Origin of the sequence: Saccharopolyspora sp. ASAGF58, assembly GCF_012277335.1 — a bacterium.
GTDB classification, from domain to species: Bacteria; Actinomycetota; Actinomycetes; order Mycobacteriales; family Pseudonocardiaceae; genus Saccharopolyspora; species Saccharopolyspora hattusasensis.
In genome coordinates this window covers 7,142,719-7,158,514 of record NZ_CP040605.1, presented here as the reverse complement: position 1 = coordinate 7,158,514, position 15,796 = coordinate 7,142,719, and the positions used below count along the sequence as shown (strand labels likewise).

Below are 15,796 nucleotides of genomic sequence, written 5' to 3'. Positions count from 1 at the left end.
GAAGGATCCAGCACCGATGCGCATTGGAATCGACGTCGGCGGCACCAACACCGACGCAGTACTCATCGATGGCAAGCGGGTACTCGCCGAGATCAAGACCGCCACCGCCGCCGATGTCACCAGCGGCATCTCCAGCGCCCTGCGTCAGCTGCACGCGGCCGCACAGTTCGACCCCGCCGCGATCGATGCCGTCATGATCGGCACGACCCACTTCGTCAACGCACTGGTGGAGGCCCGAAGGCTCGCCCCGACCGCCGCGATCCGGCTCGGACTGCCGGCCACGCGCGGGCTACCGCCGTTCGTCGGTTGGCCGAAACGGCTCCGTGAAGCTGTCAACGCGCTGCCCTACCTCTGCTCTGGCGGACATGAGTTCGACGGTCGGGCGATCTCGCCGCTCAACGACGACGAGGTCCTGCGAGCTCTGGACGACGCGGTCAGCCGGGGTGCTCGCAGTGTCGCTATCTCCTCGGTGTTCTCCCCGGTCAACGAGGAATTCGAGCGGCGCGCCGCCGAACTCGCGGCCAAGCAGTTCCCCGAACTTGCGATCAGTCTCTCACATGAGGTAGGCCGGGTCGGGCTTCTCGAACGAGAGAACGCGACCATCATCAACGCCTCGTTGCGGGAATTGGCGCAGGACATCTGTCGCTCGCTCGATCTGGCGCTGGAATCGGTCGGGATCACTGCGCCGCTGTTCTTAAGCCAGAACGACGGCACGCTGATGGATGTCGAGTACGCCCGCCGCTATCCGGTCGCCACCTTCGCTTCCGGTCCGACGAACTCCATGCGTGGAGCTGCCTTCCTGTCCGGTCTGACCGACTGCGTGGTGGTCGACATCGGGGGCACCACCTCTGATGTCGGTGTCCTCCAGTCCGGGTTCCCCCGAGAGGCCGCGACCGAGGTCGAGGTCGCGGGTATCCGGACGAACTTCCGGATGCCGGATGTGCTGTCGGTCGGCCTCGGCGGAGGCAGCCGTGTACGGACCGACTCTGGGACCCAGGTGGGTCCGGACAGCGTGGGCTATCGGGTCATCGAGCAAGCCCTGGTGTTCGGTGGCGACGTCCTCACCGCGACCGACATCGTGGTCGCCGCCGGACGCGCGGAGATCGGCGACCCGAGCCTGGTACGGCATCTCGACCCGGCCCTGGTCCGCGCCGCGCTCACCGAGATGGAGAACGCCATCGAACGCACTGTGGACCGAATGCGGACAAGTGCGGAGAAAGTCCCGGTAGTCGCGGTGGGCGGGGGCAGTGTGCTGCTCCCCGAGCAGCTGGCCTGCGCCAGCTCGGTGATTCGGCCCGAGCACGCTGGCGTGGCTAACGCGATCGGTGCGGCGATCGCCCAAGTGGGCGGTGAAGTAGATCGGATCTTCGCGGTCGCGCCGGGCCAGCGCTCGGCCGTCCTCGACCAGGCCCGTCATGAAGCGATCGACAAGGCTGTGGCCGCCGGCGCCGCTCCCTCGACGGTGTCGGTGGTTGAGATCGACGAACTACCACTGGCCTATCTGCCGGGCAACGCGTCCCGGATCCGAGTCAAGGCGGTCGGCGACCTGCCGCTGTCCACCGGCACAGAAGGAGCATGAAGGTGAGCTTCCTGCTGACCAATGACGATCTACCCGACCTCGCCCGGGGCGCCGCAGTGCTGGGCACCGGCGGCGGCGGTGACCCGCTCGTCGGGCGGTTGCTCGTCGAACAAGCGCTCGACGAAGGACATCGGGTCGAAGTGGTGGAAGCCGACGAGCTCGCCGACAGCGACCTCGTCATCTCCACCGCGATGATGGGCGCCCCGACCGTGGTGATCGAGAAACTGCCCGCGGGCGACGAAGCGGTGCACTCCCTGCGGCGGCTCGAAGCCCACCTGGGCCGGACCGCCATCGCCACCATCCCGATGGAATGCGGCGGGCTGAACTCGATGATCCCGCTCGTCGTGGCCGCCCGCGCGAACATCCCGGTGGTCGATGGTGACGGCATGGGCCGAGCCTTCCCCGAACTTCAGATGGAGACTTTCGGGGTCTATGGGGTGCCCGGGTCACCGTTGGCGGTATCCAATGAGCACGGTTACAGCGCGGTGATCGACACCGGCGAAGACAACCATCAGATGGAGTCCTTCGCGCGGGCGGTGACCATTCGGATGGGTGGCGCTGCCTATATCGCCGAGTACTCGATGTCCGGTGCCGACGTCAAACGCACCGCGATTCCCGGCACGCTCACACTGGCCTGCGACCTTGGCCGGACCATCCGGCTGGCTCGTGAGGCCCATCGCGACCCATTCGACGCCCTCCGCGGACACCTCGCCGAAACCATCTACCGATTCGGCACCGTGCTGATGCGCGGCAAGATCGTTGACGTCGAACGGTCAGTGGCGGATGGATTCACCGCCGGGGTGGCCAAGATCGACGCCTTCGATAGCGACGACACCATGAGTATCCATTTCCGCAACGAAAATCTCGTGGCATACCGCAATGATGAAGTGGTAGCGATCGTTCCCGACCTGATTACCGTGCTGGACGCGGAGACGGCACAGCCGATCACCACCGACGGGATGCGGTACGGCCAGCGGGTCGCGGTGTACGGCATCTCGACGCCGGAGATCATGCGCACCCCTGAGGCACTCGCGGTATTCGGTCCGCAGGCATTCGGATTGGCCCACCCGTGGGCCCCGTTGGAAGAGTTGTCCGCATGACGTCGCTGCTCGATCGCCTGTGGGCCCAGGCCGACGGGGCTGACCGAGTACTGCTGGCCGATCCCGTGGTCCGCGCGGTCCCTGTGCAGGAATGCGGCGAGGAACTCATCGACATCGCCGAGGTCGACCAGTTGCGCGTGGACACTCGGCTGGCCGATCCAGCCGGGCACCACCGGCTGTTGCGCGTCGGCGTGGTCGAGCGACTGGTCGATGCGGCCAAGGGACTGGGCGACGTGCGCATCGCGGTGGTCGAGGGCTTCCGCCCGACGGTACTCCAGCAACGCTATTTCGACGACCATGTGGCGAGCCTGACCGCACGCCATCCGGAATGGCCGCCGGATCGCGTGCATCGGGAGGCCACCGCCTATGTCGCCGAGCCGACCGAATTTGCTCCCCACGTGTCGGGAGGAGCGGTGGACCTGACCCTGGTCGGCCCGGATGATGAAGAACTCGACATGGGCTGCGCGGTGAACGCCACTCCGGCACAGTCCGCCGGCGGCTGCGCTACCGGATTCCCGGAGCTGCCCGCTCCCGCACGGGCCGCCCGAGCGCGGCTAGCCGACGCGCTTCACGCGGTCGGGCTAGTGAACTACCCGACGGAGTGGTGGCACTGGTCCTACGGTGATCAGCACTGGGCGCTGCGCACCGGCGCCGCACACGCGAAATACGCGGCCATCCCTCCGGTCAGGCCAGAAGCTCCCATCCGCCCAACACTGCCCGACGACGGCACTGGTGCGCTCATTCGACGTCAACGCGGTTCAACGGCAGTTGATCTTCCACACGGATGACGGGGACAACGACCCGCACGGACTGGTCTACGTGCGGCCCGAGGACGAAGCGGCGGTGCGCACCGGGTTCAAGCAGCCGTCGCCGCTGGCCCTGCATGCGAGTGCGGGGGAGTGAATCAGGATCACGTTGACCAACAAGCTGCCCCCGGAGGGCCAGCCTCCGCACGCCGGTGACGTGCCGCTGCCTGCGGAGTCGCCTTTCCCGCGCGGCAAGCGGGGTGTCGCCGCACGGCGGGGATGACCGACTACGATGTGCGGACCTCCGATGGATCCGCAGTGGGTTTCAACTCGAACCAGACCGTCGGGCCCGGCGAATCGATCACCACGTACTGGTTTGCTCCGCCGTAGATCGCCAGCTCCACGATCACGCTGTCCGACTTCGACGACCACAGCGGCAACGCGCATCACGGCGTGTTCCGAACACTGGTCATCGAGCCCCGGGTGCGACGTGGACAGACCCCGTGACGGGCGCCCCCGCCACCGGAACGCCGCTGACGTCCACTGGACCGAGGACGGTGTGGCGTGGTCTACGCGAGTTCGTGACGATCTGGCAGGACGGCGTGCAGCTGCGCGCCTGCGGTGGAAACCCGATTCCGCCGGCGCCCGGACGGCGGCCCCGAGTTAGATCAATACGAGGAGGGCAACCGTGGGATCAACTACCGCAACGAGCGGTTCGCCCCGTGGTTGGCGGTCAACCCTGAACAGGCCCGCGCACGCGGGGATGGTTTGCTACACCAGCCGGTGCAAGCCAGCCGAGCAGCGTCGACCCTGCGTACGCGGGGATGGTTCGTCGGCGTGGATGGCGAACCAGGTCCTGGACCAGTCGGCCCCGCACATGGTGTCGATGTCCGTTTCGATATCGATCTTCTTGTCGACGACCGCCACGGGCAGGTATTCGGCGACGGCTTGGGTCTGGCGTGGGTTCGAGCGGTGCATGCCGACGCAGATCAGGCCGTCGATTGCCACGGCGCCTGCGACGAGGTCGCTGAGGCTGGAGTCCCGCTCGGCGCGCCTGCCGGTCACGCACATCATGATCGAGGTCCCGGCCGCGGCTGCGAGGTTGGCGGTCTTGTCGGCGAGCCCGGCGAAGAACGGGTCGATGAAGTCGAGCACGACCAGGGCCACGACGCGCTCGCGCTCCGGCTTGGCCAGCTCAGGGTGAGGCGCCTGTTAGCCGAGTTCTCGCACGGCCTGCGCGATCCGGTAGCTGTCTCGTCCTGGACCTTGAGCTGGCCGCGGAGGTACCGAGACGCCGTGGAGGTGGACACACCGACGAGTTGCGCAACACGTGTCAACGTGAACTGCACCACGGCTTCACTGGTGGCGGTATGCGGTGGTGATTCCGGTGGTGGCGCTCCATTCGATGTAGCCGCCTTGGAAGTCGCTTCGTCGTCCGGTGGGCACCGGGTATTCGTCGCTGGTGGGGTAGCCGAGCCAGGATGTTTCCCAGCCGAGGGCGCTCCAGTGCTCCCGGATGGCTCCGTGGACGAGGTGGGCGTCGGTGGTGGGTGTCCAGTAGATCGAGGCGTGCTTGGTGAAGTGGTTGAAGCGGCCGATCGTGTCGGGCGTGGCCAGTTCGCCGGTGGTGGGGTAGCCGGCGGGTCCGGTTTCCCATCCGTTGGCGGCCCAGGCGTTGCGGATGGCTCCGTGCACAGCGTGGGCGCCGGTGTCGGGTGTCCAGTAGATCGAGGCGTCGTGGGTGAAGTGGTTGAAGCGGCCGATCGTGTCGGGCGTGGCCAGTTCGCCGGTGGTGGGGTAGACGCCCGCGATTGGTCCGCCGAGCTGGTTGTAGGTGGTGTGGATGTCGCCCTTGACCTGGTGTGCGCCGAGATCGCTGCGCCAGGCGATTGTGGAGGATCCGCTGCCGAACACGGTGGCTCGGCCCTCTTCGGGCCAATTGGTCTCGACCGCGTAGGCCGGGCCTGCCGCGTTCTCGCCGCCGAGTGCCTGCCATTTCTGGTGGATCGGCCCGCTGCGCCAGTCGCCGGCCAGTTGCACGGTGCGGTCACGGAGTGATCCGAGGGCGTCGTAGCCGAAGTTGCCCGGGCAGGTGGTTCGTCCCACGTCGCGGTGGGCAAAGAGGGTGGGTAGCGTGGCCGGTGTTCCTGCGGCGTATTTCGAGGTGCCGCCTCCGGCGCTGACGAGTGTGACGCTGCCGATCGGATCGACGTAGCTGTTGGCGAGCTTCCACGCGATCATCTGCGAGGCGGATTCCAGCATGGCCGCGCTCGGTGGGATTGCGTCGTAGTCGCCGATCATCGAGACGCCGAAGACGTGCCGGTTGAATCCGCCGGTGTGGGCGCCGATGGTCGGCAGGTGCAGGCCGCCGGTGCGGCCTTCGAAGATGGTGCCGCACTTGTCGACTAGCGCGTTGTAGCCGATGTCGCCCCATCCGTTGGTCACCGAGTGGTAGTAGTAGATGCCGCGCACCAGTGCTGCGGATTGGTCGCAGGTGTAGTCATTGCTGTCGGCGGTGTGGTGCAGCGCGGCGGCCTTGACCGTGGTTGCGTATTCCGGGGCCCAGGTCATCAGTGATTCATCGGCACCCCACTGCGCGCGCGTGACGACCGTCGGCATGGTGGACACGCTGCTGCCCGCGGCGGAGAGCTGGCTGATCTGGGCGTCGTTGGTCGAGGTCCCCGGATCGATGGCGACCAAGGTCAGCTCGTCGGTAGCCGGTCTGCCCGCCCGCACGCGGACCTGAACGCGGGTGGCGGGCCCGGTCCACAGCGGTTCAGTCGTCTTCGGCGACTGCGGCGGTCCGGACCACCGTCCTGCTGGTCCAGGGTCTGCCAAGAGCTCCACGAACCCCGCACCGACCGGGTGCGGAGCTCGATCGAGTCGGGCTCTGCGCCCTGCCAGGTCAGGCCGATGAGCGAGAACTGCCGCCGTGGCGCGGCTTCCCGCATGTCAGCCGGAGCTTCCAATGGCTGTTCCGCATCGGCCAGCGGGACCTTCTCCGCTCGCGGTGTGACAGGGTTGGCGGTGGGCAACGCCGCCGGATGAACGGTTTTCTCCGCGAGTACGGCTGGATTCGCCTGGACTTGGGGCAGGCCACTGACGGACAGCGCCAAGACGATGGCGATGAGGGCGATTCTCGGTGACGATGCGTCGTCATTGCTACCTCGGCAGGTCAGAACCACAAGAACAGCGGGAGTTTCGGGACGCGACCGGGACGCGACTAACCTAGAACCGCTGTGGCTCAGTCGGTTCGCGTGGCAGTAAGGGCGAGTGCCGGGCCGTGGGGGTGATCGGGCGTGTCGAAGCCGATGTTGGTGACCGTCCAGCCGAAGTGTTCGAGGGCGGCGAGCAGGTCAGCACGGGTAAGCCAGTTGCTGAAGGGCGCGCTGCCGCCGCAGAACCCGTTGCGGTGCAGGGCTTCTGCGTATTCGAAGCGATACAGGGTGTGCGCGAATCCCTGGTGGGTGGCCGGTTCATGGCTGGGGAAGCGTGGTGCGAGCAGCTCGCTGCTGGTGATGACGTCCTCGTCGTAGACGTGGGTCCACAGGAAGAGCTTCGTGGCGACTTTCGCGGTGAGCGCAATGGTTTCGACGGGGTTGCGCATGTGGTAGAGCACGCCGCTGGCGAAGCACATGTCGAAGCGCTCTTCCGTGGAGCGCAGGTAGGGCGTGAAGTCACCCAGCAGGAACCGGGCCCGGGGTATGCCGAGCAGTTCCTTGGCGATGAGGCATTTCAGGTAGGCGCGACCCTGCGCTTCGACAGCGACGATGTCGGCACCGGCGGCGTGGAGCTGGTAGGTGTGCCCACCTTCGAGCGGTCCGAGTTCGAGCACGCGGCTACCTGCCACACCACCGAAGCACTCGATCGCCCACGTGACGCGGGCATCGTCGAACAGCGGAAGGGGACCCGCCTGGACGTGCTGCAGCGGCGCGGGGAGCTGGGAGGACCATTCGCCGGCGAAGAGGTCGACGGCGTTCTGTGGTGAGGGCGTGCTGGTTACGTACTCGTCCAGGATCGATGGCGCGGCCATCGCCGGTGGCTCCGGTGACGGTGGCGTGGATGTGCGGGACCTGCGAAGGAGCGAACGCACGGACTGGCCCTTTCTGCTCCTGGTCAGCGGCGGCCAGGTGTGTGGTTGTCGCTCGGCGCTGCCATTGCGCCGAAAGCTGAGGTGTCGCGGCCTCTATCGGCGCGACCACATCGGGCGTTACTCGAAAAACTTTCTCCCACAGGAATTTTCGTTCACGTCACATGCGTGGCCGTCCACGATGGCCGTTACGTACCGCCTCGGCGACGTCACTGTCGGCTATCACCCGTTTGTCGTATTGGTGTTCCGATGGTCATCTGGTGAAGATTTGAGCGCTTTCTTGGCGCGAGTTGTGGGGCCTGCACCGATTCTTCGAGGAGTTTCGGAATGGTCCCAGCTCGTCCTGGTGCTGACGCGCGCTCTCGTGCGCCGGTACTTTTCCCGTTGGCTTTCCGTTCTTCTGGTGTTCGCGGTCGGTGTCTCGATCGTCGAGGTCGTAGTGCCGCCTGCGGTAGCGTCGGCCGCGCCGGATCCTGCACGCGATCCGCGAGAGAATCCGATGCTGCCCGGCCATTCTGCGGTTAACGAGGTTTCTCCTGGCGGGACCGATGCCGACTTCGAACCGTTGACCGGGCGCGACGGATACGCGGGGTCCCGGTTCGATCCGGCGCGATCGAAACCGGTGTCGCGGTCGATGTTTCTCGAGGAGTGGGCGAACCCGGACGGGACCCGGACGGTGCGGCAGTCGACAGTACCGCTGAACGTCCAGGACGCGGCGGGGCAGTGGCAGCCGGTGAACACCACCCTGCAGCGCGACCAACGATCGACACGCGCACACGCGCAGCGGCATGTCCTGCATCCCTCGGTGGCAGCCAAGGCCAACGACCCGGCAGTGGTCGCCGTAGAGATCGAGGGCAAGAAGGCGATGTTATCGCTGGAACAGGCCGCAGACCGACCGGCGCGACTCGACCGGGACACCGCGACGTTCTCCGATGTCCAGCCGGACACGGACCTGACCTACGAGATCACGCCAGGCGCTGTGAAAGAGACGATCGTCCTCAAGCGCCAGGGCCGGTCGTCGTGGCGTTTCCGCCTGAACACCGAGGGCCTCGCGCCTGAACTGGACGCCACCGGTGGTGTGGTGTTCAAGGAGGCAGCCGGCGTGGTGAAGGTGGTTCTGCCGCCGATCGAGGTGTGGGATTCCTCCGGCAGCGGCGACAAGGCGCCCGCGATGACCGGCGGTCGCTACGAGCTGAGCCCGGACGGGCCGCAGTGGTTCCTCACCGTCTCCGTGGATGAGCAGTGGTTGCGGGCGCCGCAGCGGCAGTACCCGGTGTTCGTGGACCCGACGATGTCGTTCGGCGTGATCGACTCACGCGTCCCCAATCCACCGATGATCTTGGGTAACGGTTCGGTGGCGAGAGACGAGATGCCCTTCTGACCTGGGATGATTGATCTTGTCAAGGGATCGATCAACTCGAGGCGAAAGGGCATCTCGCAGGTGCGATCTTCTCATAGTGCCGCGCGGGTGAGCGCGGTGTTCGATGATCCGAATCTGGTGGCCTCGGCGGGCCTGGTTCCGGTGATGCGGTTGGCCGAACGCGTGGGGTTGCACGAGGTGGTCTCCGAGCGTGTCCGTGTACCAGGATCGGTGGGCGCGAACGCCGATGTGAAGGTCGCCTCGATCGTGGCCGGGATGCTCACCGGCGCCGACAGTATTGATGATCTCGGAGTGATCCGGCATGGGGCGATGCCGAAGTTGTTCGGCGGGATCCGGGCACCGTCCACTGTGGGCACGTTTCTGCGTGCGTTCACCTGGGGGGATGCACGGCAAGTGGAGTCGGCCGCGCGGGAGGCGTTGGTGGGCCTGGTTCGGCAGACTCCGGTGCTCGCCGGTGCCGACGAGAGGGTGTTCATCGACGCGGATTCCACCCTGGGCCGGGTGTTCGGGCACGCGAAACAGGGTGCAGCGTTCGGGCACACCAAGATCGGCGGCCACAATGTGCGGCTGCGGGGCTATCATCAAGGCCGTGAAGTTTGGCTGTTGTAGTGATCGTCAAGGGTCTGCGGGTGTGAGGATGTCGACGCCGACAGTGGCTTTGTAGCTGGTTCGGTCGATGTTCGGGCCTCGGGCCTGGTATTTGGAGATGGCGCGTTTGACGATGCGGGGACATACCCGTAGTCGTCGGGCGGGCAGCAGGTTGGCCAGGATGTGGCGGCCGATGGTGCCGACCAGATCGATGACCGTGTCGGCGATGACGTTGGCGGCCTGGATGAGTTGGTCGCGGGCGGCCTGGTAGGCGATGGTGAAGCTGGCTCGGTCGGGATCAATGTCGGGTTGGGTGTTGGTGGCGTCGGCCATCGCGGTGCGCAGCAGGTGGTAGGTGACCAGCAGGGCGTAGATCTCCTGTTCGGCACCGGCCGGGGTGCGGGCGCGTAACACCCGGCCGCCGAGGATGGACGATTTCAGTTCCAGGTAGGCGGTTTCGATCTCCCACCGGTGGTGGTACAAGGTGATCAACTCGGCGGCCGGGTAGTGCTGGTGATCGGTCAGTGTGGTGGCCAGTCGGTAGACACCGGTGTGCCGGCCGGCGGTGGTGGAGATGGTGATCTCGCACTCGACGACCCGTACCAGCAGCCGGCCCAGCATCGACAGGTAGGACCCGTCGGGGTATCGGGCCAGGACTGGCATCTTGCGGCCGTTTTTCAGCCGGACGAGGACGTCGGCGCCGGTGTCTGCGATCTCAGTGATGAGGTCTTTGGCGCCAAAGTTGCGGTCGGCCAGCAGGATCATCCCTGGTCGCAGACTGCGCAGCAGGTGTGGTGTGTAGGTGGTCTCGCCGGTGGTGGTGGGGCCGAACACCGCGTCGATCAGGGTGCGTGTGCCGCAGGCGAGCAGGGCCACCAGCCGGATCTGGGGGTAGCCGGTGCCACCGTGGTTGCCGCGGTGTTTGGTGAAGCGGGCCAGCATTCTGGGGTTGTCGGGCACGGTCAGGGTGGTGCCGTCGATCGCACAGACCAGCAGGCCACGCCACCAGGTTCCGCGCTGCCCCACCGTGGCTGCCGGTCCGCGGAGCAGGTCGAACAACCATCGCAAGGGCGCGACGCCGATCCTGCGGCGGGCTTGCGCGAGTCCGCTGGTGGTGGGGATGACCAGGGGCAGGCCAGTGAGCGAGGCGGTGAGTTTGCGCCATACGCCGGGATAGCCGATCTCGGGGAACAGACACGCGGCCAGCAGCAGGTAGACCACCACCCGTGAGGGCAGATCCCGCAGCCGGGACTGCGTGGTGCGGGTGGCGGTCAGGGCCTCATCGACCATCTCGAAGGGCAGGTGCTGGGTGAGTTCACCGAGGTGGCCGGGTGCGAACCGGCCCCCGGACACGGTGATCGTGCGGGTGATGACAGACTGGGTATCCAACGGAGTTCCTGTTATTTGGTGATCTTGGTCGACACCGTTCTAGCAGGGACTCCGTTGCCCGTTCCCGGGGGGGTTGACAAACCGGCTCACGCCTTAACTACACGGCCTTGGGGCTATCATCCGCTGCTGACCACGCTGCCCACACGCCAGTCGGCGCCGGTGGTCGCCGGCACCCGGATGCGTGGCGGCAACGCGGGCTCGGCGCGCGGCGCGGCGTCGCTGGTCACCGAGACGATCAACCTCGCCCGGCGGTGCGGCGCCCGGCCCGACCGGATGCTGTTTCGCGGTGATTCCGCCTTCTATGCCGGGGAAATCGTTTCCGCCTGCCGGAGGCAAGGGATGGAGGTGTCGGTCACGGTGGCCCAGTATCCGAACGTGCAACGCGCCATCGCCGCCATCGACGACGACGCGTGGACGGCGATCCGCTATCCCCAGGCTGTCTGGGACGAGGCCGGCCAGTCCTGGGTCAGCGACGCCGAGATCGCCGAAACCCCTTTCACCGCCTTCGCCGACGACAAGAACCACCGAGTGGCCGGCCGGTTGATCGTGCGCCGGGTCAAGGACAAAAACCATCCCGACGCCCTGTTTCCCGTATGGCGCTACCACGCCTGCTTCACCACCAGCACCCTGCCGCTGGTCGAAGCGGAGAAAACCCACCGGCAGCACGCGATCATCGAGCACGTCAACGACGACCTCGAACACGGGCCACTGGCCCACATCCCCTCCGGGGTCTTCGCCGCCAACGCCGTATGGCTGACCCTGGCCGCCCTGGCCCACAACCTGCTGCGCGCCGCCGGCAGCCTGACCAGCGCCTTTCACGCCAAGGCCCGCGCCGCGACCCTGCGCCGCACTCTGATCAACATCCCGGCGCGGGTGGCCCGGCGAGCCCGCTCGATCACACTGCACCTGCCCACCCACTGGCCCGGGGAACACGACTGGCACCACCTGTTTCACGCCACCCACGCCCCACCAGCAACAAGCTGAACACCCTCTCCCGACCCGCCCGCACAGGGCCCGACCCCAGGACACCACGGAAAAGCTGGGCAGACCAGCGAATCCCGCGCGCCCACCCACAACCATCAAGATCAACACGACCTACCCACAACCCAAAGATCAACACCAAACCCCACCGGTGGATTGGGGCTTAGCTGAGAAACTGGAGATTATTAACACGCAATCTTCAGCCTCGTGTTTCGCAGCTACGCTGCGGCTGCGGCGCAGGCCAAGGCGTAGTCTCGCAATATCTCGGGGTCGGTCTGGTCTGGGCTAACGGCTGAAAACCGGGCCGCGATAAGGGTTTTGCGGAGCTTGGTGAGCATGTCTTCGAAGGATGGTTCGGTCTTGGCGTCGTACCATGGCTGGGCTTGACGGCGACGGACGACATCGTCGGGGTGGTAGCCGGACACCGTGTACCAGACGATGGCCAGCGTCTGGGTGAGCATGCCGAACGGCACGGTCCGTTCGACGGCCTTCGGGAGCCGGTTGCGGGCCTGTCCGACTCCCATGTGCTGTTTGCCCGTAGCGTTCGCCGCTTCGATCGACCATCGCGTTGCGTATCGTTCGACGATCCCAGTCGTGCAGGAGGCGGTGTCAACGGGGAACAGCGCCAACTCGTAGGGCTTGGCCGAGTTGGTGTCGCGGACCAGCACGCACCGGCCGGGAGTGTTGCCGAAACTGCCGTACCAGATACACCCCACCTCGGCCACCTCGACGGTCTCGGTCCTGCCGTACCGGCCGACCGTGGCCTGCCGCCAGGTCACGCCTGCGGCCAGATCGGCGGGCTTGCCGAGCTTGGCGCCCTTGAGACGGGGCCGGCCCCGTTTACCTGTGCGCGGCGGTGCCAGGGCGAACAGAGCCGCGTTGACCGGCAGCCGGGTGGTCCAGGTCGCGCCCGCCACCAGCAGCGCCGGGCCGTGGTAGGCCGCGTCCCCGACCCCGTGTACCTGACGATCGCCGAACTCCGCGACCAGCAGCGTGAGTAACTCGCCGGCCAACTCGACCGGGCTGGCGGTGCCCTTGCCCGCCCACAGCCGAAACAGCACCGGCAGGCACACCGGCGAGGAACACAACGGCAGCCGCACCGTGATCCCGGCGATCACCCACCGGTTGCCCCGGCCGATCTTCTGCTTGCCTTGGGCGGCCCCGTCATGGGTCCAGAACGCGTGGTGGACCTTGCGGCCCCAGCGTTTGAACAGCGTGTCATCGACCACCACCACGACCGGTGCGTCCGGATCCAGCAGCCGTGCGACGACCAGCCTCGCCACCAGCAGTCCCAGACGATCGACATCCCACACCGCTTGGGAGAAGAACCGGCACGCCGCGTGAAACGACACCACCCCGGCCATCCGCGCTCCGGCGAGCATCCCCACCACACTGCGCCGCCCGCTCTGCGCCACCATCCCGGTAGCCAGCATCGTAAACAGGGCGAACGTTGCCCGGCGGCGAAACGCGCCACGCAGCGGCTCCAGCACGGCAGCCCACGACACGGGCAAGATCATGACTCCGACGGTACTGAACCGGTTGATCACGCCGGAGGAGAATCAATCACCTGGCGATCCGGTGTTCCCCCCGCGAACCGACCAGACCATCATGGACGCCATGCCAGCCGTCATCGACCAAGCCACCCGCACCGCCGTGACCCGACGGATCGTCGCCCATGTCAAGCGCGGCTGGCCGCGCCTGAACGCCCCCACGGTGCGCTTCCGCGGCCATTTCTGCTACGTCGATGCTGTCCTACCCGGCCAACGTCGGCCCGCACCGATTCTCCGACTGCGCTATCAAGGATCGATCGAACAGTGGGACATCGGGATCTACCTCGCAAGTGACGAGCGCTATACGGAGTCCGAACTCCCAACATCCTTCGGACCCCGCACCGGCACACCCGAAGAAGGCATCGACCACACCTTCATCCTCTACGCCGGACCCAGCGCTCAACACTGATAACACTCACCGCCACCCGCGGGCCTCACCGACCTCGCGAACCGGCTCCGGCTGACCGAACCGCTCGACTACCCGGTGCTGCTCACCTTCACCCTCGTCCGCAACGCGGCGGGCCTGGTCACCGACTCGGGTGGCATCCAGGAAGAAGCCACAATCCTCAAGCGACCGATCCTCATCGTCCGACGCAGCAACGAACGCCCCGAAGTCGAAAAAGTCTTCGGTAGCAGGACACTCCCCACCGACGAGGGAATCACCCGAACCCTCGCAACCTGGCTGCGCGACGCCCCGGCGATCAACGCCCGCTTGGCCGACCTCCCCACCCCCCTTCGGAGACGGCACCGCCTCCAGCCGCGTCGTGCAGGCCCTACGCTCCCGGTTCAGCAGCAGCCGCCAACAGCACTCCACCGAGGCCCGAGGCGTACGCACCCAACGACTGCCGACGCGCTGAGTTCTTTGTATGCCAACGGTTTCGGCCACGGTCTGCTCATTGCCAGACGACGGTGATGGGATTGTGAGGCCGGTCGAGGAAGAACCGGCCATCGGCTGGATCGGGGGATGCGGTGCCAGCGGCGGGGATCTCGAACTGGACGGTGCGATTTCGGTATTGCTCGCTCCAGGCGCGGACTTCCTCGGCAAGGCGGGTGGAGAGGTCAGCTCCCACATCGCTGTGGCCGATGACCCGACCTCCATGATCTTGCCGCCGCCTTTGGTGTGTCCGGCAAGGCTCCACGTCAAGTAGGCGACCTCGCGCTCGCCGGGCACGGCCATCATCCCCCGCGGAACATCGGCTCGACCAGACCAGCATCGATCGCGGCTTGGCTCGACCGACCTTGAGCACACGCTGGTGTCCAAGACACACGCGAGCCACAGGTAGAGCCATTCCAGCGACTGCATGCGCCCGAACGTGACGCCGGTCCACGCCTCGAATCGAGGACGGTCAAGCAACCCCAACCAAGCCCGCCGAGTCGATCATGTGTTCCTGGTTGAGCTGGAGCTCCACTGCCATGTCAGCGATCAGCGGAATCTTCCGCCGTGGGGTCGTCGGCGATCCCCGCCCGCAGAGGCACAAAGCCGCATGGTGGTCCACGCTGCGCCAGACACCATTGTTATCGCGCTCGAACGCGGTCGAGCGCGAGACGCTTCCGCGGATGCGTCCAGGCACTACCAGCCTTCCCACTGGTGCGAGCTGTGCGAACCAGGCGTCCGGGATGCCATAAGCACCAACTTCTCCGGCCCCTGATGATCTTGGAACGGTGACGATCACGTGGGTCGTAGGGAGCGTGATCGGGACCGCCGTGCTCGGCGTCGGCGAGCACCACCGCCGCTTGGGGCTTACCAGCGGTGGAGAGGAACCGGGTGGCGCGGTCGACGATGTCCGGGTCGACGTCGACGGTGGCGTTTCTCCGGTCGGGCCGACCAGCTCCGCGAGTAGCGCCGCGTTGTAGCCGCCGGATCCGATTTCCAACACACGCATGCCACGGGTGATTTGGGCGTGCTCGAGCATCATCGCTTGCGTCCCGCGTCTGGGTCGGGAGGTCGGCACGTCGTGACCGATTCCGGTCAGCGAGACCGACCCGGTCAACGCAGCGCCTCGACCAACTGGCCCAGCTAGCCAAGCAGCGGGCTGCTGCCGGCACTCGTCCCCATCGGCATCGAGTAAAAGCTCGACGAATACCTCCGCAGCCAGGAGATTCGGCGGTGATCAGCACACCACATTCGCCATTGAACGATTGTGGCGCCCGGCGTGGATGTTCGATCAGAGATGGAACCAGGAGCCCGACAAGAGGGCCGAACTGACCTGCGATAACCAGTCCAAGACCTCCGCATTAGCCTGTCCCAAGGTCGAGTAGTACCGCACGCCGCGCAGGCCGAGCATCGTCCCGCCCCGCCCAACCGCGTAGACCGCGACAGTCGCCAGCATCAACGCCGCGATCCCCGTAGCCACGCTGGTTAGCGCAACCTCCGACAATGGCCCGAGCACAC

At 66.5% G+C, this 15,796-nt stretch carries 16 protein-coding genes and 1 pseudogene; 10 read left to right on the top strand and 7 right to left on the bottom strand.

What is annotated here, in order from left to right; all coding sequences use genetic code 11:
* Positions 1–16 precede the first annotated feature (16 nt).
* The 4 genes from FDZ84_RS33720 to FDZ84_RS40265 are packed head-to-tail and all read left to right on the top strand — an operon-like array spanning position 17 to position 3,582.
* Positions 17–1,579, top strand: coding sequence for a hydantoinase/oxoprolinase N-terminal domain-containing protein (locus tag FDZ84_RS33720; RefSeq protein ID WP_168589147.1), 1,563 nt, complete (start codon positions 17–19; stop codon positions 1,577–1,579).
* Positions 1,576–2,679 carry a DUF917 domain-containing protein gene (locus FDZ84_RS33715; RefSeq protein ID WP_246868618.1) on the top strand — a complete coding sequence of 368 codons (1,104 nt, stop codon included), beginning with the start codon at positions 1,576–1,578 and terminating at the stop codon, positions 2,677–2,679. Before FDZ84_RS33720 ends, FDZ84_RS33715 begins: the two co-directional genes overlap by 4 nt.
* Positions 2,676–3,467, top strand: coding sequence for a M15 family metallopeptidase (locus FDZ84_RS33710; protein ID WP_168589145.1), 792 nt, complete (start codon positions 2,676–2,678; stop codon positions 3,465–3,467). Before FDZ84_RS33715 ends, FDZ84_RS33710 begins: the two co-directional genes overlap by 4 nt.
* Complete coding sequence (locus FDZ84_RS40265) at positions 3,448–3,582, top strand: hypothetical protein (RefSeq protein WP_256413612.1); 135 nt, start codon at positions 3,448–3,450, stop codon at positions 3,580–3,582. The genes FDZ84_RS33710 and FDZ84_RS40265 overlap by 20 nt, the downstream gene beginning before the upstream one ends.
* A gap of 614 nt (positions 3,583–4,196) precedes the next feature.
* Here FDZ84_RS40265 and FDZ84_RS33705 read toward each other — a convergent pair.
* The 4 genes from FDZ84_RS33705 to FDZ84_RS33690 all read right to left on the bottom strand — a co-directional run bounded on the left by FDZ84_RS33705 (position 4,197) and on the right by FDZ84_RS33690 (position 7,458).
* Entirely contained in the window at positions 4,197–4,592 is a 396-nt protein-coding gene (locus tag FDZ84_RS33705) for a hypothetical protein (RefSeq protein ID WP_168589144.1), read from the bottom strand.
* Entirely contained in the window at positions 4,496–4,774 is a 279-nt protein-coding gene (locus FDZ84_RS41275) for a LacI family DNA-binding transcriptional regulator (protein ID WP_371812725.1), read from the bottom strand. The genes FDZ84_RS33705 and FDZ84_RS41275 overlap by 97 nt, the downstream gene beginning before the upstream one ends.
* 7 nt (positions 4,775–4,781) lie before the next feature.
* Positions 4,782–6,125 carry an N-acetylmuramoyl-L-alanine amidase gene (locus FDZ84_RS33695; RefSeq protein WP_246868617.1) on the bottom strand — a complete coding sequence of 448 codons (1,344 nt, stop codon included), beginning with the start codon at positions 6,123–6,125 and terminating at the stop codon, positions 4,782–4,784.
* 544 nt (positions 6,126–6,669) lie between these two features.
* Positions 6,670–7,458 (bottom strand): bifunctional 2-polyprenyl-6-hydroxyphenol methylase/3-demethylubiquinol 3-O-methyltransferase UbiG, encoded by a 789-nt coding sequence (locus FDZ84_RS33690; RefSeq protein WP_168589142.1) that lies wholly within the window; start codon positions 7,456–7,458, stop codon positions 6,670–6,672.
* 691 nt (positions 7,459–8,149) lie between these two features.
* Here FDZ84_RS33690 and FDZ84_RS33685 point away from each other — a divergent pair.
* Positions 8,150–8,896, top strand: coding sequence for a hypothetical protein (locus FDZ84_RS33685; RefSeq protein WP_168589141.1), 747 nt, complete (start codon positions 8,150–8,152; stop codon positions 8,894–8,896).
* A gap of 87 nt (positions 8,897–8,983) precedes the next feature.
* Positions 8,984–9,505 carry a hypothetical protein gene (locus FDZ84_RS33680; RefSeq protein ID WP_168589140.1) on the top strand — a complete coding sequence of 174 codons (522 nt, stop codon included), beginning with the start codon at positions 8,984–8,986 and terminating at the stop codon, positions 9,503–9,505.
* A gap of 6 nt (positions 9,506–9,511) precedes the next feature.
* Here FDZ84_RS33680 and FDZ84_RS33675 read toward each other — a convergent pair whose 3' ends face one another.
* Positions 9,512–10,873 carry an IS4 family transposase gene (locus FDZ84_RS33675; protein ID WP_168588383.1) on the bottom strand — a complete coding sequence of 454 codons (1,362 nt, stop codon included), beginning with the start codon at positions 10,871–10,873 and terminating at the stop codon, positions 9,512–9,514.
* Here FDZ84_RS33675 and FDZ84_RS33670 point away from each other — a divergent pair.
* The gene (locus tag FDZ84_RS33670) at positions 10,787–11,857 is read left to right on the top strand and encodes an IS1380 family transposase (RefSeq protein ID WP_371812724.1); all 1,071 of its coding nucleotides are present in this window, start codon (positions 10,787–10,789) and stop codon (positions 11,855–11,857) included. The genes FDZ84_RS33675 and FDZ84_RS33670 overlap by 87 nt on opposite strands.
* Before the next feature lie 215 nt (positions 11,858–12,072).
* Here FDZ84_RS33670 and FDZ84_RS33665 read toward each other — a convergent pair whose 3' ends face one another.
* Positions 12,073–13,371 (bottom strand): transposase, encoded by a 1,299-nt coding sequence (locus tag FDZ84_RS33665; RefSeq protein WP_168589138.1) that lies wholly within the window; start codon positions 13,369–13,371, stop codon positions 12,073–12,075.
* A gap of 22 nt (positions 13,372–13,393) precedes the next feature.
* Here FDZ84_RS33665 and FDZ84_RS33660 point away from each other — a divergent pair, with 22 nt between their 5' ends.
* The 3 genes and pseudogenes from FDZ84_RS33660 to FDZ84_RS39685 all read left to right on the top strand — a co-directional run bounded on the left by FDZ84_RS33660 (position 13,394) and on the right by FDZ84_RS39685 (position 15,258).
* The gene (locus FDZ84_RS33660) at positions 13,394–13,813 is read left to right on the top strand and encodes a hypothetical protein (RefSeq protein WP_168589137.1); all 420 of its coding nucleotides are present in this window, start codon (positions 13,394–13,396) and stop codon (positions 13,811–13,813) included.
* 42 nt (positions 13,814–13,855) lie between these two features.
* Positions 13,856–14,317, top strand: a pseudogene (locus FDZ84_RS41270) (UDP-N-acetylglucosamine 2-epimerase); the annotation flags it as partial.
* 749 nt (positions 14,318–15,066) lie between these two features.
* A complete protein-coding gene (locus FDZ84_RS39685) occupies positions 15,067–15,258 on the top strand; it encodes a hypothetical protein (protein WP_246869296.1) in 192 nt (63 codons plus the stop codon).
* Positions 15,259–15,569: 311 nt separating this feature from the next.
* On the opposite strand, the gene FDZ84_RS33640 is transcribed toward FDZ84_RS39685, so the two are convergent.
* Positions 15,570–15,758: a hypothetical protein gene (locus tag FDZ84_RS33640; RefSeq protein WP_168589135.1), complete on the bottom strand. Its 189-nt coding sequence runs from the start codon at positions 15,756–15,758 to the stop codon at positions 15,570–15,572.
* Between the last annotated feature and the right edge of the window lie 38 nt (positions 15,759–15,796).

Excerpts from the sequence above, each read along its gene's own strand:
- FDZ84_RS33720 (WP_168589147.1), top strand. The coding sequence starts at position 17 with ATGCGCATTGGAATCGACGTCGGCGGCACCAACACCGACGCAGTACTC.
- FDZ84_RS33715 (WP_246868618.1), top strand. The coding sequence starts at position 1,576 with ATGAAGGTGAGCTTCCTGCTGACCAATGACGATCTACCCGACCTCGCC.
- FDZ84_RS33710 (WP_168589145.1), top strand. The coding sequence starts at position 2,676 with ATGACGTCGCTGCTCGATCGCCTGTGGGCCCAGGCCGACGGGGCTGAC.
- FDZ84_RS33690 (WP_168589142.1), bottom strand. The coding sequence starts at position 7,458 with ATGGCCGCGCCATCGATCCTGGACGAGTACGTAACCAGCACGCCCTCA.
- FDZ84_RS33685 (WP_168589141.1), top strand. The coding sequence starts at position 8,150 with ATGTTTCTCGAGGAGTGGGCGAACCCGGACGGGACCCGGACGGTGCGG.
- FDZ84_RS33665 (WP_168589138.1), bottom strand. The coding sequence starts at position 13,371 with ATGATCTTGCCCGTGTCGTGGGCTGCCGTGCTGGAGCCGCTGCGTGGC.